Here is a 23,133-nt window from a genome sequence, read left to right on the forward strand (position 1 = left end):
ATGAAAGTGCAACATTATCGTTTAGATGAACTAGCTCACCTAGTGAATGGTGAGTTAGTCGGTGCGGGTAGTCTTCAATTCATAAACCTAGCAAGTTTAGAAAATGCTGAACCTTCTCATATTACTTTCGTAAATGGCGAAAAGTATATCGATCAAGCAAAGGCTAGCCGTGCGGGTGCGTACATTGTTACAAGCTCTATTAAAGAACAGCTTACTGATAAACAAAATTTTATTATTGTTGATAATCCATATTTGGCTTTTGCCATCCTTACCCATGCTTTTGATAAAAAGATCACATCAATAGGTATTGAAAGTACTGCTCAAATTCATCCTTCCGCAATTATTTCTGAAAAAACATATATTGGCCATTACGTTGTAATTGGTGAAAATTGTGTAGTAGGTGAGAACACGATTATTCAGTCTCATACTCGTCTGGATGATAATGTGGAAATTGGAAAGGATTGTTTTATCGATTCTCATGTCACCATTACTGGCGGTTCTAAATTACTTGATCGTGTTCGAGTTCATGCAAGTACTGTAATTGGTAGTGAAGGCTTTGGCTTTGCACCATATCAAGGTAAATGGCATCGTATTGCACAATTAGGTTCAGTTATCATCGGTAATGATGTCCGTATTGGATCAAATTGTAGTATTGATCGAGGGGCACTAGATAATACGATTTTGGAAGATGGGGTAATTATTGATAATCTTGTGCAAATCGCACATAACGTTCATATTGGTTCCAATACAGCTATTGCTGCTAAATGTGGAATTGCTGGAAGCACTAAAATTGGCAAAAACTGTATTCTTGCAGGAGCTTGCGGTGTGTCTGGTCACCTTTCAATCACTGATAATGTGACTTTAACTGGAATGTCAATGGTCACAAAAAATATTTCTGAAGCTGGTACCTATTCTTCAGGAATTGGATTATTTGAAAATAGTCATTGGAAAAAGACAATTGTACGCTTGCGACAATTAGCAGATGTGCCATTGACCCAAATCACTAAACGACTTGATCATATACAAGCTCAAATAGAGTCTCTTGAATCAACTTTTAATTTGCGTAAATAGAATATTATGACCGAGTCAACTACACCTAAATTTGCCATCCCTGAATTACCAATGCAGATTCAAACGATTCGTCAATATTTGCCGCATCGTTACCCATTCTTATTGGTTGATCGTGTGACTGAAGTTACTGACAATAGTATTGTTGGTTATAAAAATGTTTCTATCAATGAAGAGTTCCTACAAGGACATTTCCCAGAATATCCAATTATGCCGGGTGTCTTAATTGTAGAAGCATTAGCTCAAGTTTCGGGCGTTCTAGGTTTTATTATGAACAATGAGACGCCAAAACCGGGTTCTTTATTCCTCTTTGCTGGTGCAGAAAAGGTTAGATTTAAAAAACAAGTAGTTGCTGGCGACCAACTTGTATTAAAATCTGAATTAGTAATGCAAAAACGCGGTATCTACAAATATAACTGTACGGCTACCGTTGACGGTATTGTAGCAACAACCGCTGAAATTATGATTTCACACCAAAAAACAGAGCAGGCATGAGCAATCACGATTTAATTCATTCTACGGCCATTATTGATCCATCTGCAGTGATTGCCCCGGATGTCCAGATAGGACCTTATTGTATTATTGGTCCAAATGTGACGATTGGCGCTGGTACTAAATTACATTCACATGTTGTAGTTGGTGGTTTTACCAAAATTGGTCAAAATAATGAGATTTTCCAGTTTGCAAGTGTTGGTGAAGTTTGCCAAGACTTGAAATATCAAGGTGAAGAAACTTGGTTAGAGATTGGAGATCATAATTTAATTCGTGAGCATTGCAGTTTACATAGAGGAACTGTACAAGATAATGCTTTAACTAAAATAGGTAGTCATAACTTATTGATGGTTAATACGCATATTGCACATGACTGTATTGTTGGTGATCATAATATTTTCGCAAATAATGTTGGTGTTGCTGGACACGTACATATCGGTGATCATGTCATTATTGGTGGTAATTCGGGAATTCATCAATTCTGTAAAATTGATTCTTACAGTATGGTTGGTGGAGCATCTTTAATTTTAAAAGATGTGCCAGCTTATGTTATGGCATCTGGTAATCCAGCACATGCGTTTGGTATTAATATAGAAGGTATGCGCCGAAAGGGTTGGTCTAAGGATACAATTCAAGGCCTTAGAGAAGCTTATAAATTGATTTTCAAATCAGGCCTGACTTCTGTTCAAGCTGTTGAGCAGATTAAAAATGATATTCTTCCGAATGTTCCAGAAGCTCAATTATTAATTGACTCTGTTGAACAATCAGAACGTGGTATTGTGCGTTAAGCCGAGATATTCAAAAAAAGACACCGCAGATAGCGGTGTCTTTTTTCTTAAAAACTTTTATTTGTTAAAAAATTTGGCTTCTTCAGATTTTGGATACTGACTTAAGATTTTAGCTTTATATTGGTTTGCTGATACAGTGTTTTTATCAACATCTTTGGCAATACTGTAGAGTTGATAAAGCGCGCGAGGAGCTTTACTAGAATTTGGGTATTGCGTAGCTACTACAGTATAGTTCTTTTTAGCTTCATTATAATTTACCGGATCAGTTGCTAAATTAAACTCAGCTAACCAAAAATAGGCATTCCCTGTATAAACGCTATTAGGATGATTTTTGATAAAGTTTTGCATTGGAGCAATCGCTTTTTTCGCTCCACCTTGTTTGTAGGCATCTAAAGCGACAGTATAAGCTGCTTTTTCAAGTTCTACAGGGTTCGATTGGTTTTGTGTAGCAGGCGGTGAAGCTGGTTGTGTTACTTGCGTTTGTGAGGGGGGAGTAACTTGACTTGCAGAAGTTGTAGTACTTACTGCTTTATTGTCGATAGGAGGAGCTTCTGAGCTTCCAGTAGCTGTAGCATCACTATTTGCTGTATTGTCTGGTGTTGCACTTTCTGGATCTACTTTTTGATTCAGTAATTCCAAACGCTGGTCTAAATCAGTATAGCGATTAGATAAATCTTTTTTCAATTGTTCAATATCATTCGATTGTTCTTCTAACTGTCCGCGTAAGGTGCGTATATCATTTTCTAATTGTTGGTTTTTTTGCATCAATTCCCAATTTAAATTACTAGGGACTGAAGCGTTATTCGATGAAGTGTTAGTTGAACTACCACCACTTTGACTTAAACCGCGCGATTCAATTGGAATATTGGCATAGAGAGAAGTAGTGCTCATTAAGGCAATAAATAATAAAGAATGCTTCATCAATCGCATGAGTATAGGTCCATAATTTTATGTAAAAGCTAACTTGAGAAGGGAATATGTAAACTATTCACATTAGCTATCTAAGGTTTTAATTGATCATTGCAATTAAAACAGCTAACAATATAAATGCAAGAATAGTTTACAATCTTCAAGCATATTTTATTCAAAATAAGTATCAAGAAAGAATATAAGATAAGAGATTCTAGGAATTTATATTTTTTTGACGATGAATTAATCAATTGAAACATAAACTTGCTTAAAATTGAGAAGAAGGCTTGCAACTCTTTTAAAAATCTCTATACTCTGTTTTGCAATGGTAGCCCCGCTGGTGGCTTCGCAATTGTACTCTGTGAACCCCGCCAGGACCGGAAGGTAGCAACGGTAGCAGATCTATGATGTGCCGAAGTTTTGCTAGTGGGGTTGCCACCATCTTCTAATCCGATCTCCGTTGGATTGCCTTCATAATTACATCTAAATCAAATCCTCTATACTGTAAAAACCTCATCTGTTTTGCTTTAAGTTTAGGATCTTTTTCTACTTCTTCACCAAACTTTTTCACTTTAAGTTGATAAGCCTGTTCCACCCAATCAATGTTATGAATTTCATCTGCAATTAAATCATTTTCGATTTGTTTAGTTTTTAAAGCTTGTTTGATGCGTTTTGGCCCTTTGCCTTTACGAATTTGGCTAGCCAATGTTAGTTCTGCAACGCGTTGGTCACTTTGATAATTTTGCTCAGATAACTCTTCAACAAGTTGCTTAACCTCTTCAGGGTTTTGTGCATAACGATTCAATTTCTCGATAAGTTCTGCTTTCGAATAATCTCGACGAGTCAATAACGCAAAAGCATATGAGCGCAAACGTTGACCTGTTAGCAAAGCGCGTTGTTGGGGCTGTTCTTCTGTTCTTTTGAACATATTTAATATTTCCTTGTAAAAAACGCCCCGAAGGGCGTTTTAAGACTTATAAGCGGTAATTAAGACTCTAATAGAAGATCTTCTTCTTCATCTTCCACTTGTACAGCACCATTAGTACCCGTAGTTAGCAGTTGTTCACGGATAATCTTTTCAATTTCTCCAGCCATTTGAGGATTTTCTTCAAAGTGGCGGATAACATTGTTTTTACCTTGGCCAATTTTATTGCCTTGATATGAATACCAAGCGCCTGCTTTTTGCACGATATCTTGTTGTACAGCTAAATCTACAAGTTCGCCAAGCTGGTTTGTACCTTTACCGTATAGGATTTGGAAAATAGCTTCTTTAAAAGGAGGAGCCATTTTGTTTTTAACAACTTTAACTCGAGTTTCAGAGCCGATGATTTCATCACCTTCTTTGACCTGACCAATACGGCGGATATCTAAACGTACAGAAGCATAGAACTTCAATGCGTTACCACCAGTCGTAGTCTCAGGGCTACCAAACATTACACCAATTTTCATACGGATCTGGTTAATGAAAATAACCATACAGTTCGAGCGTTTAGCGTTACCCGTAATTTTACGTAATGCCTGACTCATTAAGCGAGCTTGTAAGCCCATGTGAGAGTCACCCATTTCGCCTTCAATTTCTGCTTTAGGAGTAAGAGCAGCAACTGAGTCGACAACGATTAAATCAATTGCACCAGAACGAACTAGCATGTCTGCAATCTCAAGTGCTTGTTCACCGTTATCAGGTTGCGATACAAGTAGATTATCAATGTCCACGCCCAGCTTACGTGCATATTGTGGATCTAATGCGTGTTCTGCATCGATAAATGCACAAGTACCACCAGCTTTTTGACATTGTGCAATCGCTTGGAGAGTCATTGTGGTTTTACCAGAAGATTCTGGACCATAAATCTCAACGATACGACCTTTCGGTAAACCGCCAATCCCCAATGCAATATCTAAAGTCAAAGAACCTGTAGATACAGCTTCAACTGCTTGAACAGTGTTATCACCGAGACGCATCACCGTATTTTTGCCAAATTGTTTCTCAATTTGACTTAGCGCGGCTTGTAATGCTTTGCTTTTATTCTCATCCATCTCAAAAACCTCAATACTCTAAGTTCATCACATTTAACCCAAGTGGATGCATTGAATCTCAACTTGTTTCACAGGGCTAATAGTGACAGATTTTTTCTATAGCTTCTATGTGTTGTCTGTGTGTGTGCGACACAACTCGACGTTTTTATTCATCACCATACGACCAGTGTTGATCATTGTCCTGTTTAAACCGATTAATCTGTCTACGATCCTTTTTACTCGGTCTATGATCAGGTCGAGCAAGATTATGCAATTTTCGTTGGGATGCAATCAACTCCCGTCTAGCAATACTTACTTCTGTTTCTTCATAAAGTTGCTGGGCAACTGGTGCTGGACCACGTGTGTTCGAAAGCGCTTTTACGACAACGGTTTTTTTATCAAAACCTTGTTGAATAATTAGTTCCATTCCAACACGAATTTCTTTGGAAACTTTTACACGCTCATTATTGTGATGTACTTTACCTCCTTCGATTGCTGCTTTAGCAATTGAACGAGTTTTAAAAAAACGAGCAGCCCATAGCCATTTGTCGATACGCATGGTCTCTACAGCATCGTTTTCAAGCGATTTTGACATCATTATCCTTTCTATCAATTTGATTCAATATAGACAGCAATTCTGTAAGTCGATCTAGTGCTTTATATTCTAAATCTTCATGCTTTCTTACATCCTTTAGACTTGAGGGCTGCAAGATAGTAAACAAGTGTTTGATACCAAATTTTTCAGCTGTTTTGAGTACAGGAGCTGTATCATCAATAAAAATGGTTGCTTCTGGGGCAAAAGGGTGTAATTTTTGGAGCTCTTGCCAAAAATGAATATCTTCTTTTGCATAACCAATTTGTTCACTCGATACGATTACGTCAAAGAAGTGTTCAATTGCAACATTATCGAGCTTTAACCGTAAGCTTGTACGATCGGCATTTGTAACTAACCAACAACTATATCCTTGCTTTTTCAGTTCCTGCAGAAGCTCAATACAACCAGACCGAGCTTGAATTTTTGTCTGAAATTCTTGCTGTAATTTGAGTACATCAACGCCTACAGTTTTGGTCCAATAAGCTGATGAATACCAAACAAGCGTATGTCTATGTGATTGATAAAACTGATATAGTGTTTTTTGGCTCTGGGCAAGTGGAAGTTGATGTATCTCTGCATGTCGCTTAGGAAGACATTCATTCCAGATGAAATCATCAAAAGCGAGATCTAATAGTGTACCATCCATGTCAAACATTACGATTTTAGACATATCTAAATATCTCCAAAATCATTTAAAGCAAAATTTTTAAGACACATCTACCATATATCCTTTTTAAAATCATTAATTAAAGAAACTTCGAGATATAAAATTAATTTAAAACTCCACCCATTAATTCTTTCAAAAGGTGTTTTGATTAATGTGATGGGTAGGGAGGATAAATGATTTGAAAATTATAGCGTGTAATTTTGAAAAACAAAAAACAATAATAAATGCTTTTTAATAGAAAACTTTTCCCTGTATTTAAAGTAAAAATACGGAGTCAAAGTTTTGCAATTAAGAAATCTTAAAAGCCATCTATATTTATGGTTAATTTTGCTTACATAGGATACGTATTGACATACATTTTATAAATTGAAGGATACTTGTTTAAAGTTATATTTAAAATTAACCCTAATAAGAATTTAGAGAAAGCAATGAAAATTGGATTTATTGGCGGAGCCAATGACGGTATTGTAATCAATGCTGCTGATGGCCTTGATACTTATAAGCTTGAATGGCATTACAAAGCAGAAAAGCACTGTGAATCACAGCCAACATTAGGTCTTAATGGGCCTGAGTATGATTACTACAACCTCTTAATACTAAGAAAAAATAAAGAGGCTAAACTCTTTTATGTACTCACTACCATGGGAAAAGATGATATCGCAAGTAAAATCCATGAGTATTGGGAGTGCTCTACATCTGTTGGCTATGATTTCGATGATTAAGAAAATTTTTATTAATAATTTAAAATTTTGACTTTAATCAAAAAATAAATGAAGAGCTTGTAATTTCATATAACACATGTGCTTTTAGTTGGTGATGGAGAGGAACCTTGGGATGATCAAAGTTTTTAACTTTGTGCATTCCAAGTCTTTCCATGACGGCTTGAGAGGGTGTATTTATGTTAGCGGTAAATGAAACGATCTTATCTAAATTCAGTACATTAAAACCATAGTCTAAAGCCGCTTTTGCTCCTTCAGTTGCATAACCTTGTTTCCAGAATTCTTTTGCAAGTCGCCACCCGATTTCCACACAAGGAGAAAAGTCAAATTGTTCAGGTTGGCTATGTAAACCAATAAACCCGATAAATTGATGGGTTTCTTTTAACTCTACTGCCCAGAAGCCCCAACCATTTTCATTAATGAGAGATGAAATTTTTTGGATTAAATTAAGGCTTTCTTGGGGTGTTAATAGAGTTGGGAAAAATTGCATAACATCTTGATCCAAGCCCATTGTTATGAAAGGCTCAACATCACTTTCTTTCCATTGTCTTAAAATTAAACGTTTTGTTTCGATCATGAGATGTCTCTTTAATAAAAATAAGGGATTAAAGTGGTTTTTGCACAATCTTTTGTAAAATGATCTTGGAATTGATGCTCACTACACCTTTTATTTTATTTAAGGTATTAATGACGAAATGAGAAAAAGAACTCAAATCTTTGGTCGCAACGTGTAAAACATAATTAGATTCGCCAGTAATAATATATGCATTAATGACTTCATCAAAATTTTTGATCTGACTTAAAAAGAAGTTGTGATCATTTTCTGTGAGTTGGGCAAGCTTTATTTCGACAATTGCCTCAATTTTTATACCTAGTTTTTCATAATTAACTTTCGCTTGATATTTTTCAATTACACCATTGCTTTCTAAAATTTTAACTCGCCGATGACAAGCTGAAGCCGAAAGGTTAACGAGATCGGCCAGTTCTTGGTTACTTAACCGAGCATTATCTTGTAAATATTTTAAAATTTTAAGATCAATTGCATCTACATTCATTTTCGAATTTCATCCATGTTTTTAATTTTAATTCGAATTTTATACGAAAATAGTAAATTTTAATCAAATATTATCGAATAAATCGAAAGAATTAGCGTGATAAAATTCAAATACAAAGGAAATGTTGAAAATAGGTGAAATAACAAATGATTACTCACGAACAATGCCTCTATTGGGATCAGGAAGATGAACTCAAAAAGTTTAAAGACGAATTTGCACTACCAGAAAATGTCATTTATTTAGATGGTAATTCTTTGGGTGCAAGACCAAAAAAATCATTAGAGGTTGCTCAGCATATTATTGCCAAAGAGTGGGGCGAGGACCTTATTAATAGTTGGAATAAAGCAGATTGGTGGGGTTTACCGACTAGACTCGGAGATAAAGTCGCGCAGCTTATCGGTGCTGAACAAGGTGAAGTAGTTATTTCAGACTCAACGACCCTAAATTTATTCAAAGTTCTATCAGCAGCGGTAAAAATTCAAGCTGAAAAATTTCCGGAACGTAAAATTATTGTTGCAGAAAAAGATGCCTTTCCAACCGATATTTATATTATTGAAGGCTTTATCGATTTGATTCATCAGGGTTATCAAGTTGAATTGATTGATGGCACCGATGATTTATCTCGTGTTCTAGCAAAAGATGTGGCGGTAGTTGTTCTTTCTCATGTGAATTATCGGACTGGATATTTCTATGATATGGAATCTATTAATCAACAAATTCACGCTAAAGATGCTTTGATTATTTGGGATTTATGTCACTCGGTTGGTGCGGTGCCTATGGATCTTAATCAGAGCAATAGTGATTTTGCGATTGGTTGTACTTATAAATATTTAAATGGTGGCCCAGGTTCTCCAGCGTTGTTATGGGTAAATCGAAAGCATCGTGATCAATTTTGGCAACCTCTCTCAGGCTGGTGGAGCCACAAGAAACCTTTTGATATGGCTCAGCACTATGAACCAGCTAACAGTATTCGCCGTTACTTGTGCGGAACTCAACCCATCATTTCTATGAGTCTAATTGAATGTGGTATCGATATTTTCTTACAAGCTGATATGCAACAAATACGCGTGAAATCACTCAAATTAACTGATTTGTTTATTCAACTTGTTCAACAAGAGTGTGCCCAGTTTGGTTTTGAGCTGATTACACCTTTAAATCATAAATATCGTGGCAGTCATGTCAGTTATAGGCATGAGTTCGGTTATGAAATTATTCAAGCTCTCATTGCTCGTGGGGTAATTGGGGATTATCGAGAGCCGGAAGTATTACGTTTTGGAATTACACCTTTATATCTAGGATTTGAAGATATTTGGAATGCCGTACAACAACTTAAGCAAATTATGCTGAATAGTGAATGGAAAAATGAACGTTATCTGGTGCGCAGTGAAGTGACCTGATCGTTAGAAATCAACATTAGAAAAATGGCTAGGAGGGCCTATGAGCAGTTTTGATGAAATACAAAATCGAGAAGCGGGTTTACATAAAAAATTATCCGCAAAACAGATGGGAATGATTGCAATTGGTGGAGCGATTGGTACAGGACTGTTCATGGGAAGCAAGTTCGCAATTAGCTTTGCTGGCCCAGCCGTCATTGTGAGTTATGCCATAGGAGGCTTAATCGCATTTGCTATTATGGCTTGTTTGGCTGAGATGACAGTCCAGCACCCTACGTCAGGCTCATTTGGGGCATATGCTGAGCATTATGTAAGTCCGCTTGCTGGGTTTTTAGTCCGTTATTGTTATTGGGCATGTATTGTATTAGCGGTCGGTACAGAAATTACAGCAGTTGCTGACTATATGAAATTATGGTTTCCTCATGTAGGTTCTTGGGTCTGGATTGCGTTTTTTTCGCTGACGTTACTTGTGGTTAATGCATATAGTGTTAAAGCATTTGGGTTGGTTGAATATTGGTTTTCGACAATAAAAGTCTTTGCAATTATTGTATTTATTCTTTTAGCAATTGGTATTTTGACTCAAAGTCATGGAGGAACAGAACAGGTTCTCTCTAATTTAACCGAACATGGTGGCTTTTTTCCTCATGGTTTTAGTGGAGTCTGGATTGGAGTAATCATTTCAATATTTAGTTATTTAAGTATTGAAATGATCGCTGTTGCAGCAGGTGAGGCTAAAGATCCAGAAAGAGCTGTTAAGAAAGCTTTTAAAAGTACGGCAATTCGCTTAATCCTATTTTATTTGCTGTCTTTATTTCTCATTGTGGCCCTTGTTCCTTGGACAACCTTAATTGGAGCTGACGCAACCAGCCCTTTTGTGATGGTGATGAAAATTGTAGGGATTCCATATGCAGACAGTATTTTAAATTTTATTGTAATTGTCGCGGCCTTATCAGCCATGAATAGTATGTTGTATATCTCAACACGTATGCTATTTAGCTTGTCACGAGCAGGAGATGCGCCAAAACTATTTGGCCGTATTAGTCATAATGGTGTACCAATTAATGCGTTGTTATTGTCAGCTGTTGGTATTGGTATTGCGAGTATTGTTTATACGATTAACCCAGCTTCGGCTTTCCCGATCATGATTGCTTTATCTATGTTTGGTGCGTTGTTCACTTGGGGCAGTATTTTTGTTACCCATATGTTTTTTAGAAGGAATATGGCACGAAAAGGAGAACAGTTAAAATTTAAGGTTCCAGCGAGTCAGTTAATCTCCCTTTTAGGATTAATCGCAATTTTAAGTATTACGATCACAACGTGGTTTACCAATGAATTCAAGTCAACTTTACAGTTTGGAGTCCCATTAGTTGTTGTTCTTACATTTTTCTATTATTTAAAACGTTCATCAGCCAAGCTTGCTTTAAATGCTCATGAAGAATCGTTGAAGTGAGAGACCTATGCGACCATATGATAATTCTAGAACCGTAGCGAATGAACATGAAATATTGGCAGAATTTAAAAGAACAAGCTTGTTGAGCTATCAAAAATTTACCCATATTGCAGATATCCAATATGGTACGCACTCACGGTCAACTTTAGATTTTTTCCCATTAGAACAAGCCAAAAAGACTGTTATTTTTATTCATGGTGGATATTGGCAATGGTGTGATAAATCAGATTTTGCATTCATCGTACCGTATGTTCTAGCCAAGGGTGCACAGTGTATTCTTTTAGAATATGATCTGGCCCCACAAAGCAAAATTTCAGATATTGCTTCTCAAGTTAATCAAGCTCTCGATTTTATTCGAGAGCAAGACTGGAAAACTAATGAGGTAGTTTTGGTTGGGCATTCGGCAGGGGCGCATCTGGCTGCTTTGTCATTAGGCCATCCTCTCATATCTGAGATGGTTTTGTTAAGTGGAATTTATGATCTTGAGCCTATACAAAGTACACATTTAAATCATGCTCTCAATCTTTCAAGCGAAGATATCTTAAAATACAGCCCTGTTCATCAGTCAAAACGAATTACTACTCCATGTTCAATTTTCTGTGGTGAACTCGAACTTGATGAGTTGAAATGGCAAAGCCAAAATTATTTTGAAATGAAGAAAAGGCAAGATCAGCATTTTGTTACTTTCAAGCTTATTCCTAAAATTAACCATTATTCTATTTTAAATCATTACTTTAATAATATTTTAATTTAAGTGTTTGAAATAGAATGTAATTGAGTAAAGAAAAACAGATTAAAACTTATTAGAAGATAAAATGTGAGATAAATCACAACTCAACCTAATTTTTATAAAAATTAAGTATCCTTATTGACCTGACTATAGAACTTAATTAGATTAAAAAGATAGTGCTTTCTCACTAAGCGGCAAAATGTTTAGCTGTTGTTTAGTTGAGTTTCAAGTCCGTAGCTTCCCAAGATGCGGACTTTTTTATTTGATTTTTAAAAACAATAAGATAAATCGAATTTTGTTCTTGAATATGGCAGTAATATCTATTTAATGATTAATATAAGTTAATCACATAGCCCTCTGCCAAATAAGAAACAAACTAGTATTTGCTTTTCATTATTTAACTGGAATTATCATTTAATTAATAGATTATATAAAATATATTTTACCAAACTAACAAAGTGTGAGATTACACTCGGAACTTCATGAGTTTGTCATATAGGTTAGATAAATTAAAAACAGAAAAATAAAAGAGAGAAGGCTATAGCACATAATTTAATAATATATTGCATCTGTAAATAAATGGTTTAGTCGGCTCTTATGAGTTGGCTTTTTTATTTTTAAAGGAGTGTTAATGAAAGTACAGTATTTTGAAGGAGGCATGTATAAACATATGTGTCCTGCTTGCGGATATCTTCATTATATTCCTGTACATTATCCTTTCTCTAACGGCAACCAATGGTTTTTTAATGGTAACTTGGAAAAACCGACATTTGATCCCATCATAAGTATAAATGAATATTGTAATTACTTTATTAAAGATGGCTTTATCGAATATAGCGTTAATTGTAGGCATCATTTAGCTGGTTGTAAGGTTGAGCTGCCAGAACTAAAATTAAAAAACTATAGAATATAATTGATTTTGGTATTTATTAATTATGACCATTTAAAGGACTGCACATTTCCTTAATTATCACATATTTTTGCAATATATCTTTACATATTTGATACTGAACACATATAGTTTAAAAAATTGTAAATCTCTTTTAGTTGAAGGCTATATTATAATTTGCAAGAATTTTCATAACTTACTGTTTTATATTTTTATTTATGGATATCTGGAAATTTTTAAAAAGCTTTAATACAACTGGAACATATCTCATTATTTCTACATTTATATTGTTTTTAATGATTATATATTTTTACATTATACATCCTACCTAAACTAAATTATAAATAAAGTAAGATAATTATTTATTCTAAAATGTTTGATGTATTGGTTTATTTGAATTGGTTCTCAATTTTAAATGAAAAAAGATAATAGCATTGTATAGGTCCAAGTTTTATGAAAACATGACGTGGTTATAATATATGGAGAATATAATAAAAATTCCTTTCAAAAGATGTTAATCCCTAAATATAAAGACTGTACTGATCATAACAATGATGTCTAAAGTAAAAAATATGGAGATTTTCTATGAAGTTTTGTCAAGTTTCGACTTTTCTTTTAACAATAGCGCTGAGCCATTTAACCTATGCTGCACCTGCTACAACAAATTCTGTATTAGGCTCATCTGAAGCAAAAGGAATTATTAAAAATCAATATATTGTTATTCTTAATAAGGATGTGGGTTCTTCTAACGAGTTTGCACAAGGTATTGCTAAACAACATGGTGGGAAGGTATTACAGACCTATGATGCTGTAGTTAAGGGATTTGCAATTTATTTACCCGATGTTGCCGGTACTGCTTTTGTTGAAGCCATGAAAAAAAATCCGAAAGTCGTTTCAGTAGAAAATGACACAATCATGAAAGTTGATGCCACTACCCAAAGCAACCCAGATTGGGGACTAGATCGTATTGACCAAAAAAACTTACCTCTAGATTCAGCCTATTCGTACTTACAAACAGGTTCAGGTACAACCGCTTATATTGTTGATACAGGAATATTGTCTACACATCAACAGTTCTCTGGACGGGTATTAAGTGGCTATACCGCGATATCTGATGGTAATGGAACAAGTGACTGTCATGGTCATGGTACACATGTGGCAGGAACAGTTGGTGGTAGTACCTATGGGGTTGCCAAGAATGTAAGCTTAGTACCCATTCGGATTTTAGGATGTGATGGTTCTGGTGCTTCGAGTAATGTGATTGCGGGGCTAGATTGGATATTAAAAAATGGTAAAAAGCCAGCTGTAGTGAATATGTCTTTAGGTGGTGAAGCAAACGCATCTTTAGATAGTGCAGTAGAAAACTTATTTAATAATGGTTATGTAATGGTTGTGGCTGCAGGAAACTCGAATACAGATGCATGTAGTTCTTCTCCTGCCAGAGTAAGTAAGGCAATTACTGTTGCTGCTACAGATAATACTGATACACGAGCGAGTTATTCTAATTATGGAAGCTGCGTTGATATTTTTGCGCCAGGAAACCAGATCAATTCTTCATGGATTGGGAGCAATACAGCAACTAAAGTTTTAAATGGAACTTCAATGGCTACTCCACATGTGGCTGGTGTGGTGGCTGAAATGTTGCAAAGTACGCCTACTGCAACACCTCAGACAATCTCGAACAATCTTTTAAACCAAGCAAGTAATAATGTAGTAAAAAATCCTTCAGGTAGCCCAAATCGATTGCTATATAAATCTCCTCAATAAAAGCAGTTATTTAAATTGGAAAAGGTCCCGAAGGACCTTTTTTAGATTTTTGCATGAGTACCATATTTATCAATCATAATTGAACTGGCTTCATTTAAACCGCGAACCGCTACCTGAATACCGTTCTTTTGAAATTTATTTACTACTGAATCTAGCATGGCAACTGAAGTCACATCCCAAATATGAGAGTGGGTAAGATCAATAATGACTTCTTTAATTTCTTCTTTAAAGTTAAAACGTTGCATAAATTTTTCAGATGAACTGAAAAATATTTGACCTCTTAATTCATATAGACGAGCTTGACCCTCGAATGAAGTTTCAATACGAATATCATTTTCAAGTTTATTTGCTAAGAAAAGTGCTGAAAGTAATACTCCAGTTAATACACCTAACGCTAAGTTATGGGTAGCAACTACTACAATAACGGTTGCGATCATAACGACATTACTACTTTTAGGATTATTTTTAAATTGAGTCAGTGAACTCCACTCAAAAGTACTAATTGATACCATAATCATGACGGCAACCAGAGCGGCCATGGGAATAACCTTTAACCAGTCACTTAAAAATACAACGAGAATAAGTAAGAATATACCTGCGCAAAAAGTGGATAAGCGTGTGCGACCACCCGATTTTACATTAATCATTGATTGACCAATCATGGCACAACCCGCCATACCTCCCATAAAACCTGAAGCGATATTTGCAATGCCTTGACCTTTACATTCTTGAAATTTATCACTAGATGTATCTGTCATTTCATCAACGATTGTTGCAGTCATCATTGATTCAAGTAAGCCAACAGGGGCAAGGGCTAAAGAATATGGAAGAATAATAAGGAGGGTTTCTAAATTTAAAGGAATATTCGGAATTAGAAATATCGGCAAAGTGTCTGGTAATGAACCCATATCACCAACCGTGCGAACATCAAACCCTAAAAAAATAGCGAGTAATGTGACCACTACAATACAAATCAGAGGTGAGGGAAAGAACTTTCCAATTTTTGGAATATAGGGGAAAAGGTAAATAATTCCTAAACCAATTGCTACTAGTAAGTAGACATGCCATGTCACATTTACCAATTCTGGTAATTGAGCCATAAAGATGAGTATGGCGAGGGCATTAACGAATCCAATAACCACCGATTTAGAAACAAAACGCATGAGTTTAGCGAGTTTGAAATATCCTGCCAAAATCTGTATAACGCCAGTTAATACTGTTGCTGCAAATAAGTATTGAAGACCATGATCCTTTACAAGCGTTGTCATAACCAAAGCCATTGCGCCTGTAGCCGCCGAAATCATAGCGGGACGACCGCCTACGAAAGAAATAATAACGGCAATACAAAAGGATGCATATAAACCGACTTTGGGGTCTACACCCGCAATAATTGAAAATGCAATTGCTTCTGGAATTAAAGCAAGACCCACAACAAGACCGGAAAGAATATCTGCGCGGACATTAGAGAACCATTGTTCTCGGACATTCGATAACATGAGAAATAGCCTAAGTTCTAAATTTTGAAAGGCTAGTGATGTGATATACCAACACAAGCGACTACACCACATCACTAAACAGTGATGAGTTATTTACAATAGATAAGGGTAAATAAACTTAAGGTGGCGTAAGTGTCATAGGTATAGAGAGTTTGAGGCATTTAAAAGTGCCCGAAGAATAGCATAAGTTTTTAAGGCTGACTAACCTAAGTCGACTAAACCGATTTAATCATAATTTTTCATTTCAGCTTTTGGCATTGAGGCAAATTCATTCGCAGGCATATCTAAGAAAAAATCTTTGGCTTCAGAATGAGTGCAGTTGAGCCAATCATTTCTAAGATCGTCTGGTATTACAATAACTGAGCGTTTTTCATCATCCGGTTTATGAAATTGTTTCATAAAAGGGTGATGATCAGCATTGATTGTTAATAGCGACATTGACCTAATTTTCTGTCCATCAATAAGTGTTTCCTCAAAGATCGCAGCCAGTGTAAAAGGTTGCCCATCTTGCCGGAAAATACCATACCAATGTGCTTTCCCATTGACATATTTAGGTTCATAAATGGCTTCAACAGGAATAAGCGCAAATTGATCATTTAACCAAGCATGTTTAAAAGAGCGCTTTTGTTGTACTGTTTCTGTTCTGGCATTATATGTTGCATATTTTAATGCAATTTCTTTGGCATAAGGGGGAAGCATTCCAAATTTAGCTTTTCTCCACTCAAGCTCATTTTCATTCGATAAAATGAGTGGGCAATCATCACTTGGGAAAATATCCATCTTATATTCAAAAGTGGGTTCAAATAACTCTAATTGATTGGCATGTATTTTCTTAATAGGTTTAAAGTTTGCACACATAAGACACCTTCGTTGTAAAAATAGCTCTCAATTACAGCTTCTAACTTTTAGTCTTTAGTGATGTATATTTTTATAATTAGAATTGTCTCTTTGAGTATTAATTTTTAACTATCAATTACTTCGTTAATAAATATTTATTTAACTCATGGCCATTTCAAAAAAGTTTCAGATATAAAATTAATAGAAAAGATAAATCGTATAGTTAAGTTGCTCATCTTAAAGAGAGTTTATTCAGTTTTAATAGCTACTTTTATGCAACAGAGCCTTTCAGAAATTTAGATTTTAATAGATTCGTTATTCATCATAATACAAATCATATAGAGAACTCGTACAAACCAGTGAGTAAAGGTTTAAAAATTCTCGGAAAATTTTGACAATTTATAAGGTGGACACATGAATAAACATTTATTGGCTAAAATTGCTTTATTAGGCGCTGCTCAGCTAGTTACACTCTCAGCATTTGCTGATGTTCCTCTAATTCCATCTCAATTTGCTAAAGCGAAATCAGAGAACTTTGACAAGAAAGTTATTCTATCTAATTTAAATAAGCCACATGCTTTGTTGTGGGGACCTGATAATCAAATTTGGTTAACAGAGCGCGCAACAGGTAAGATTTTAAGAGTGAATCCAGAGTCGGGTAGTGTAAAAACAGTTTTTCAGGTGCCTGAGATTGTAAATGATGCTGATGGACAAAATGGTTTGTTAGGCTTTGCTTTCCATCCTGATTTTAAAAATAATCCTTATATCTACATTTCAGGTACATTTAAAAATTCGAAATCTACAGATAAAGAATTGCCTAATCAAACTATTATTCGTCGTTATACCTATAATAAATCAACAGATACGCTCGAGAAGCCAGTAGATTTATTGGCGGGATTACCATCATCGAAAGACCATCAGTCTGGTCGTCTTGTCATTGGTCCAGATCAAAAGATTTATTATACGATTGGTGACCAAGGGCGTAACCAGCTTGCTTATTTGTTCTTGCCAAATCAAGCACAACATACGCCAACTCAACAAGAACTGAATGGCAAAGACTATCATACCTATATGGGTAAAGTACTACGCTTAAATCTTGATGGAAGTATTCCAAAGGATAATCCAAGTTTTAACGGGGTGGTTAGCCATATTTATACACTTGGACATCGTAATCCGCAGGGCTTAGCATTCACTCCAAATGGTAAATTGTTGCAGTCTGAACAAGGCCCAAACTCTGACGATGAAATTAACCTCATTGTCAAAGGCGGAAACTATGGTTGGCCGAATGTAGCAGGTTATAAAGATGATAGTGGCTATGCTTATGCAAACTATTCAGCAGCAGCCAATAAGTCAATTAAGGATTTAGCTCAAAATGGAGTAAAAGTAGCCGCAGGTGTACCTGTAACGAAAGAATCTGAATGGACTGGTAAAAACTTTGTCCCACCATTAAAAACTTTATATACCGTTCAAGATACCTACAACTATAACGATCCAACTTGTGGAGAGATGACCTATATTTGTTGGCCAACCGTTGCGCCGTCATCTGCCTATGTCTATAAGGGCGGTAAAAAAGCAATTACTGGTTGGGAAAATACATTATTGGTTCCATCTTTAAAACGTGGTGTTATTTTCCGTATTAAGTTAGATCCAACTTATAGCACTACTTATGATGACGCTGTACCGATGTTTAAGAGCAACAACCGTTATCGTGATGTGATTGCAAGTCCAGATGGGAACGTCTTATATGTATTAACTGATACTGCCGGAAATGTCCAAAAAGATGATGGCTCAGTAACAAATACATTAGAAAACCCAGGATCTCTCATTAAGTTCACCTATAAGGCTAAGTAATACAGGCCATAAAAAAACCGATCTATTAAAGATCGGTTTTTTAGCTTTAGAAAACTATTCAGTTACGACTAATACCGGTAAATGAATTTCTCCTAAAAGGGCTTGAGTCACGCTTCCTAAGAAGAACTTTTTAAACCCTTTTCGCCCATGCGAACCAATCACTAATAAATCTGCTTTTAGCTCATTAGCTGCTTTAATAATTTCTGTGTGGATTGTTTGACCCTCAACAATTTTTGTTTCAACAGAAATTCCATGTTGGTTAAATTGTTCTTTAGCTTGGTCTAAAATGCTCTGAATCGATGCTCTAGCTTTATTAAAATAATCCTGTGCTAATTCTGTACTATCGATGAACTCTACAGAAATGAAAGGATCTATGGTAAGTGCATATACTAGAGTCACTTTACTGCCAAAGGCCTTAGCAATTGCTGTTGCATGATTAACGGCAATAAGTGAAGTAGGAGAACCATCGACTGGAACCAAGATATGGTGATAACTCATATATTGCTCCTTATTGTCTTGTGACAATGTATGGTGCGGAAACACCGAAATTATTATCTTTATGCTTATATTATGACCAGTTTTTAAAAAATTATTGTTTATTTTTAGTATGAATAAAAACTAAAAGGTTCATTAAACCTCTTATTTTCAAAGATTGTAATGACTTTCTAAGTAAGGCTGATTTTGTTTAAGTATGGAAATAACCTGAGTAGCATCTATAGCAGATTCAAATAAGAACCCTTGGCCTATGCTATAACCAAATTGTCGAAGCAGTTCTTCTTGTTCCGGAGTTTCAATTCCTTCAGCGATAAGCCCAAGTGATAAATTTGGAGCGAGTAAACCAATTGCTTGGACAATCGCATAAATTGATGGGTCATGTTGCATCTTTTGGATAAAGCTACAATCTACTTTTAAACTATCAATCGGGTAATCGCGAATATGGGTTAGCGAGGAAAAACCAGTACCAAAGTCGTCAAGTGCAATACGTACCCCATGCTGTTTTAATTTATTAAGTGCGCGGATCACATATTCCGAACCTCGGTCACCTAGCATGTGTTCGGTGACTTCCACTTCAATATAATGCATCGGAATTTGAAATTGATTAATCTTTTTCAAAAGTCTCTCAGCATAATTATCTCTTAAGAACTCAACTGGTGCAGCATTTAGTGAAACAGGGAGAGGGGTAATACCAAGAGTTATCCATTTAGCGATATCACGTAAAACTTGATGTTGCATCGTTTCACCGATCTTACTCGCTAAATTATAATCTTTAAAAGCTTCCGCAATTTGTGCTGGGTAGCCTCTTTGAGCTGAGGTTGTATGCCATCTTAATAAAGCTTCAAATCCCACTACACGATGGGTATTTAGGTCTACTTTAGGTTGATAATAGGGTTGGATGGTATGATGGCGAATCAGCTGACGAGCTAAATTAAGCTGAGAAGCGACTGTTTCGGTCATTTGCATCATGCATGGATCATACATGCGAATACCACCACGACCACGCGCTTTTAGATCATGCAATGCCATATCGGCACAACTGAGCAAACCTGACTGGTCTACGGCATCTTGCGGGTAAATTGCGCAGCCAATGCTCATCCCACCATTTAAGACATTACCTAAATAGGTAATCGGCTGATTTAACTGTTGAAGTAAAATGGCTGCTAACTCTCGGACATCATTTTCAGAATTGAGATTATTAATAATAACCGCAAATTCGTCTCCGCCTAACCGCGCGACAAAGCACTTTTCATCATCTACACAATGAGTAAAGCGTTTAGAGAGAACTTTTAATAGATGATCGCCTGCGCTATGCCCTAAAGTATCATTAATATGTTTAAAGTGGTCGAGGTCAATTAAAAGTAACCCTACACTTGTTTGAGTATCTTTTGAATATGAGAGAGTACGCTTAAGTTGAAATTTAAATGAACGCCGATTATATAATCCGGTCAGTTCATCTCTCTCACTCATATTCCTAAGCTGGTTTTCTGCCAAATGTTGTTGAGTAACATTACGTGAGACACAAAGGATTTGTCCAATTTCACCATTTTCCCGATGAATTGGGGTAAGCATATTATCCCAATACTCAGGATCCTGATCTGGTAAACAGCTCATTCCTGCAAATCTAGCAACTTTACCTTGAAGAGCTTTTTTCAAAGCGACTCGACCGCGTTTACGAATGTGTGGTGGTAATAGTTCGAGCCATTTCATTCCAAATTCTGTTTCATCAACAGGTACACCTAAAGCGAGGCACCCTGATTTGTTCATGTGAGAAAGTGTGCCGTCTACATTCAGAACTTTAATGCAATCTACACTGATATCTAACATCTGATTTTGTATTTCAATGTTCTTTTGCAAGTTTTGTTGTTCTTGAATATCGTGATCTATATCTAAAAAGCTAACATACCATTCGCTAGTTTGTGAGGAGCTGCGATACTTAGATGCTTGAATCGATAGTTTGCACCATCTATATTGATTTCCAGCTCGTAAAAGTCGACATTTTAATTCGATTCTTTTTTGTAGGCGAATTGCTTCGAGCCATCTGTTTTTGACTTCATCTAAATCGGCAGGATAAATAAAATCTAGCCACTGCTCTGGCAATGGAGAAAAAGTATCCAACCAATATTCTGTACACTCTATATTGCAATATAATATCAAGCCATTTTCATCACTTACCCAAGTTGGGAGTGGAATTTGCTCAACAATAAAATGCTTTTGGGTGTTGTTCGACATTGAAGTCATAACATGCCTAGAAAGATTGTGTTGATTAATCTATTTATTAGCCATTATTGTAATCTTTCTGTAGTAAGCAAAACAGCAAATAATAAATTTTATGTGTATTTTTTTTGAACTAAAATTGAGTTATTAAAACTAATATATACTAAATATTTAATTTATGTTTTTGTTATTTATTAATTTTTATTTATCTTTCTTTAAAAAAATATTTATGCTTATTTTTGTAAAAAACTTATTAAAACAGCAGCTTATAATTATGCATATATATTTGTCATATTAAAAATAAAACTAAGAAAGTAGAAGGAGTAAAGATAAAAAAATAAAGAATTTGATAAATCAAATTTTATTCATAATATAAACAAAGAAGCTCTCAAAAGAGGTTAATTAAATACAATAATCGCTATTAAGTTTACAAAAGTAATATAAAATAATAGCTTGTATTATCGTAAAATTCTCTTTATCAAAAAGGATATATATTTCCTTTTTGTGCATTTTATAGCCTACATTTTCCCCAAGATGTAGGTTTTTTTTATGCATAATTTTTATAAATTTTAATTATAAAAATAAAAAAAGCCAAAATGGCTTTTTATACAGTTTCTGGTTTTTTCAACTGTTGTTGTATGTACAGATTCATATAGTACTGTTCTATATAATCATCAGCATAGTTGTTTGCTAAGGTTTTTGTTGCCACTTGCTCATGTTTTAAATAGCAGTTTGATTCAAGGTCTTTTTCAAGTACCCACCAGCTACGGTTAATACGACGTACCTGAAATTTGTCACTTTTGTATTTTCTTTTAGCCATTTTCCGAAATTTGCTATTCAATTATTGAAAGAGAATTTCTACTGGAGTTAAGAGCTCAAGTCAACAGATGGAAGGTTAATTGATTATTTTATGTGGGATGCTATTTCTCTTAATATCAAAGTAGAGACATTAAAATAGTTAAGCTCTCGTAATGAGAGCTTTAACTATTGGGTATAAATAGATTCTTATTTCATCTTAGCGAGAAAGGTTCTTTAAAAGTAATTTTAAACTTTCCATCATTTTTTCTAGCTGTAAGGGAGTAATACCTTCAAAAGACTGCTCAAGTACTACACTTGTTAGATCATTGATCTTGTTGATCATCTCGGTCCCTTTTTCTGTAAGTACTACACGAGTGATACGACCATCAGTTTGGCAAGAGTAAGTTTCAACCAAACCTTCATCTTTCAAACGATAAACAATTTTTGTGGTAGTCGACATTTTTGAAATAATCATATCTGAAAGTTCAGAAACACTCGCATGGGGCTTGCTGCTTAAAGCCAACATGATGCGTCGACGTGAGTTATCTAAACCATATTTTTTTAAAGCATTATCAATGTTTTGTACATATTGAGCATGTACCTGAGTAATCCAATAATATGGAAAATCTTCAAGAGTAAAAGATTCTGTTGTAGGTAAAAAACGCGCATACTTCTTTGTCATTGACTTTTCCCCATACCTTGGTGGATCGCATTCCTGGTGAACTATCTTTAATAGTTGAAAAATATAGTTTCATCAAGCAAGTTATAGCAGGACTTTACTTGATGAGCAAAAGTTATATAGCTTCATTTAACAATGACATGGTTTAATTGTCCTTACCTTTATAAAGCATTCCTATAACTTTGCGAACTTTAAATACTCTTCAGCTATAATCAAAGATTATT

General features: G+C 35.3%; 23 protein-coding genes and 1 other RNA gene. 11 read left to right on the forward strand and 13 right to left on the reverse strand.

The genetic code is table 11. The annotated features are described in order from the left end of the window. Genes lpxD through lpxA form a run of 3 tightly spaced genes read left to right on the forward strand, consistent with a single transcriptional unit; the run spans position 1 to position 2,348 of the window. Entirely contained in the window at positions 1-1,071 is a 1,071-nt protein-coding gene (lpxD, locus tag RMB06_RS10955; protein ID WP_311079462.1) for a UDP-3-O-(3-hydroxymyristoyl)glucosamine N-acyltransferase, read from the forward strand. Between the two features lie 6 nt (positions 1,072-1,077). Beyond that, entirely contained in the window at positions 1,078-1,563 is a 486-nt protein-coding gene (gene fabZ / locus RMB06_RS10960) for a 3-hydroxyacyl-ACP dehydratase FabZ (protein WP_002115603.1), read from the forward strand. Then, positions 1,560-2,348 (forward strand): acyl-ACP--UDP-N-acetylglucosamine O-acyltransferase, encoded by a 789-nt coding sequence (gene lpxA, locus RMB06_RS10965; protein ID WP_017385998.1) that lies wholly within the window; start codon positions 1,560-1,562, stop codon positions 2,346-2,348. The genes fabZ and lpxA overlap by 4 nt, the downstream gene beginning before the upstream one ends. Positions 2,349-2,405: 57 nt before the next feature. On the opposite strand, the gene RMB06_RS10970 is transcribed toward lpxA, so the two are convergent. After that, positions 2,406-3,278, reverse strand: a complete 873-nt coding sequence (locus tag RMB06_RS10970) for a YbgF trimerization domain-containing protein (protein WP_033847298.1) — start codon at positions 3,276-3,278, stop codon at positions 2,406-2,408. A 314-nt stretch (positions 3,279-3,592) separates the two neighbouring features. Here RMB06_RS10970 and ffs point away from each other — a divergent pair. Continuing rightward, positions 3,593-3,689, forward strand: an RNA gene (ffs, locus tag RMB06_RS10975) — signal recognition particle sRNA small type. 13 nt (positions 3,690-3,702) lie between these two features. On the opposite strand, the gene RMB06_RS10980 is transcribed toward ffs, so the two are convergent. From RMB06_RS10980 to RMB06_RS10995, 4 genes are all read right to left on the reverse strand, one after another. Continuing rightward, positions 3,703-4,185: a regulatory protein RecX gene (locus tag RMB06_RS10980; RefSeq protein ID WP_005068912.1), complete on the reverse strand. Its 483-nt coding sequence runs from the start codon at positions 4,183-4,185 to the stop codon at positions 3,703-3,705. Positions 4,186-4,244: 59 nt separating this feature from the next. Then, on the reverse strand, positions 4,245-5,291 hold the full coding sequence (gene recA / locus RMB06_RS10985) for a recombinase RecA (RefSeq protein ID WP_002115680.1): 1,047 nt from the start codon (positions 5,289-5,291) through the stop codon (positions 4,245-4,247). 145 nt (positions 5,292-5,436) lie between these two features. Continuing rightward, complete coding sequence (locus RMB06_RS10990) at positions 5,437-5,865, reverse strand: RNA-binding S4 domain-containing protein (protein WP_005068915.1); 429 nt, start codon at positions 5,863-5,865, stop codon at positions 5,437-5,439. Further along, positions 5,849-6,535 carry an HAD-IA family hydrolase gene (locus RMB06_RS10995; RefSeq protein WP_311079466.1) on the reverse strand — a complete coding sequence of 229 codons (687 nt, stop codon included), beginning with the start codon at positions 6,533-6,535 and terminating at the stop codon, positions 5,849-5,851. The genes RMB06_RS10990 and RMB06_RS10995 overlap by 17 nt, the downstream gene beginning before the upstream one ends. Positions 6,536-6,960: 425 nt before the next feature. Between RMB06_RS10995 and RMB06_RS11000 the strand changes: the two genes are divergently transcribed. Then, positions 6,961-7,254: a hypothetical protein gene (locus RMB06_RS11000; protein ID WP_025465974.1), complete on the forward strand. Its 294-nt coding sequence runs from the start codon at positions 6,961-6,963 to the stop codon at positions 7,252-7,254. Between the two features lie 37 nt (positions 7,255-7,291). Here the strand turns inward: RMB06_RS11000 and RMB06_RS11005 are convergent, their stop codons facing one another. Further along, positions 7,292-7,828 (reverse strand): GNAT family N-acetyltransferase, encoded by a 537-nt coding sequence (locus tag RMB06_RS11005; RefSeq protein WP_032006906.1) that lies wholly within the window; start codon positions 7,826-7,828, stop codon positions 7,292-7,294. Between the two features lie 28 nt (positions 7,829-7,856). Beyond that, positions 7,857-8,306 carry an Lrp/AsnC family transcriptional regulator GigD gene (gigD, locus tag RMB06_RS11010; RefSeq protein WP_004791887.1) on the reverse strand — a complete coding sequence of 150 codons (450 nt, stop codon included), beginning with the start codon at positions 8,304-8,306 and terminating at the stop codon, positions 7,857-7,859. Between the two features lie 146 nt (positions 8,307-8,452). Here gigD and kynU point away from each other — a divergent pair, with 146 nt between their 5' ends. The 5 genes from kynU to RMB06_RS11035 all read left to right on the forward strand — a co-directional run bounded on the left by kynU (position 8,453) and on the right by RMB06_RS11035 (position 14,536). Further along, on the forward strand, positions 8,453-9,703 hold the full coding sequence (kynU, locus tag RMB06_RS11015) for a kynureninase (RefSeq protein WP_206258334.1): 1,251 nt from the start codon (positions 8,453-8,455) through the stop codon (positions 9,701-9,703). 40 nt (positions 9,704-9,743) lie between these two features. After that, positions 9,744-11,150, forward strand: a complete 1,407-nt coding sequence (locus tag RMB06_RS11020; protein ID WP_086393706.1) for an amino acid permease — start codon at positions 9,744-9,746, stop codon at positions 11,148-11,150. A 7-nt stretch (positions 11,151-11,157) separates the two neighbouring features. Further along, positions 11,158-11,904 (forward strand): alpha/beta hydrolase, encoded by a 747-nt coding sequence (locus RMB06_RS11025; RefSeq protein WP_206258336.1) that lies wholly within the window; start codon positions 11,158-11,160, stop codon positions 11,902-11,904. Between the two features lie 607 nt (positions 11,905-12,511). After that, positions 12,512-12,793, forward strand: coding sequence for a DUF6527 family protein (locus RMB06_RS11030; RefSeq protein ID WP_005073920.1), 282 nt, complete (start codon positions 12,512-12,514; stop codon positions 12,791-12,793). A 561-nt stretch (positions 12,794-13,354) separates the two neighbouring features. Beyond that, on the forward strand, positions 13,355-14,536 hold the full coding sequence (locus RMB06_RS11035) for a S8 family peptidase (protein ID WP_311079470.1): 1,182 nt from the start codon (positions 13,355-13,357) through the stop codon (positions 14,534-14,536). Between the two features lie 41 nt (positions 14,537-14,577). Here the strand turns inward: RMB06_RS11035 and RMB06_RS11040 are convergent, their stop codons facing one another. Together RMB06_RS11040 and RMB06_RS11045 are read right to left on the reverse strand one after the other, a co-directional pair. Continuing rightward, entirely contained in the window at positions 14,578-16,032 is a 1,455-nt protein-coding gene (locus RMB06_RS11040; protein WP_311079471.1) for a SulP family inorganic anion transporter, read from the reverse strand. Between the two features lie 225 nt (positions 16,033-16,257). Then, positions 16,258-16,890, reverse strand: a complete 633-nt coding sequence (locus tag RMB06_RS11045; RefSeq protein WP_311079473.1) for an SOS response-associated peptidase family protein — start codon at positions 16,888-16,890, stop codon at positions 16,258-16,260. A gap of 393 nt (positions 16,891-17,283) precedes the next feature. Here RMB06_RS11045 and RMB06_RS11050 point away from each other — a divergent pair, with 393 nt between their 5' ends. Then, the gene (locus RMB06_RS11050; protein ID WP_130172496.1) at positions 17,284-18,720 is read left to right on the forward strand and encodes a glucose/sorbosone family PQQ-dependent dehydrogenase; all 1,437 of its coding nucleotides are present in this window, start codon (positions 17,284-17,286) and stop codon (positions 18,718-18,720) included. A gap of 54 nt (positions 18,721-18,774) precedes the next feature. Here the strand turns inward: RMB06_RS11050 and RMB06_RS11055 are convergent, their stop codons facing one another. The 4 genes from RMB06_RS11055 to RMB06_RS11070 all read right to left on the reverse strand — a co-directional run bounded on the left by RMB06_RS11055 (position 18,775) and on the right by RMB06_RS11070 (position 22,912). Next, positions 18,775-19,218 carry a universal stress protein gene (locus RMB06_RS11055; RefSeq protein ID WP_057068276.1) on the reverse strand — a complete coding sequence of 148 codons (444 nt, stop codon included), beginning with the start codon at positions 19,216-19,218 and terminating at the stop codon, positions 18,775-18,777. A 147-nt stretch (positions 19,219-19,365) separates the two neighbouring features. Beyond that, positions 19,366-21,456 carry an EAL domain-containing protein gene (locus RMB06_RS11060; protein ID WP_311079476.1) on the reverse strand — a complete coding sequence of 697 codons (2,091 nt, stop codon included), beginning with the start codon at positions 21,454-21,456 and terminating at the stop codon, positions 19,366-19,368. 580 nt (positions 21,457-22,036) lie between these two features. Further along, on the reverse strand, positions 22,037-22,252 hold the full coding sequence (locus tag RMB06_RS11065) for a hypothetical protein (RefSeq protein WP_017480975.1): 216 nt from the start codon (positions 22,250-22,252) through the stop codon (positions 22,037-22,039). A gap of 195 nt (positions 22,253-22,447) precedes the next feature. Next, positions 22,448-22,912, reverse strand: coding sequence for a MarR family winged helix-turn-helix transcriptional regulator (locus tag RMB06_RS11070; RefSeq protein WP_002121027.1), 465 nt, complete (start codon positions 22,910-22,912; stop codon positions 22,448-22,450). Positions 22,913-23,133 lie beyond the last annotated feature (221 nt).

It is taken from the genome of Acinetobacter sp. V104_13 (genome assembly GCF_031798995.1).
GTDB lineage: Bacteria > Pseudomonadota > Gammaproteobacteria > Pseudomonadales > Moraxellaceae > Acinetobacter > Acinetobacter pittii.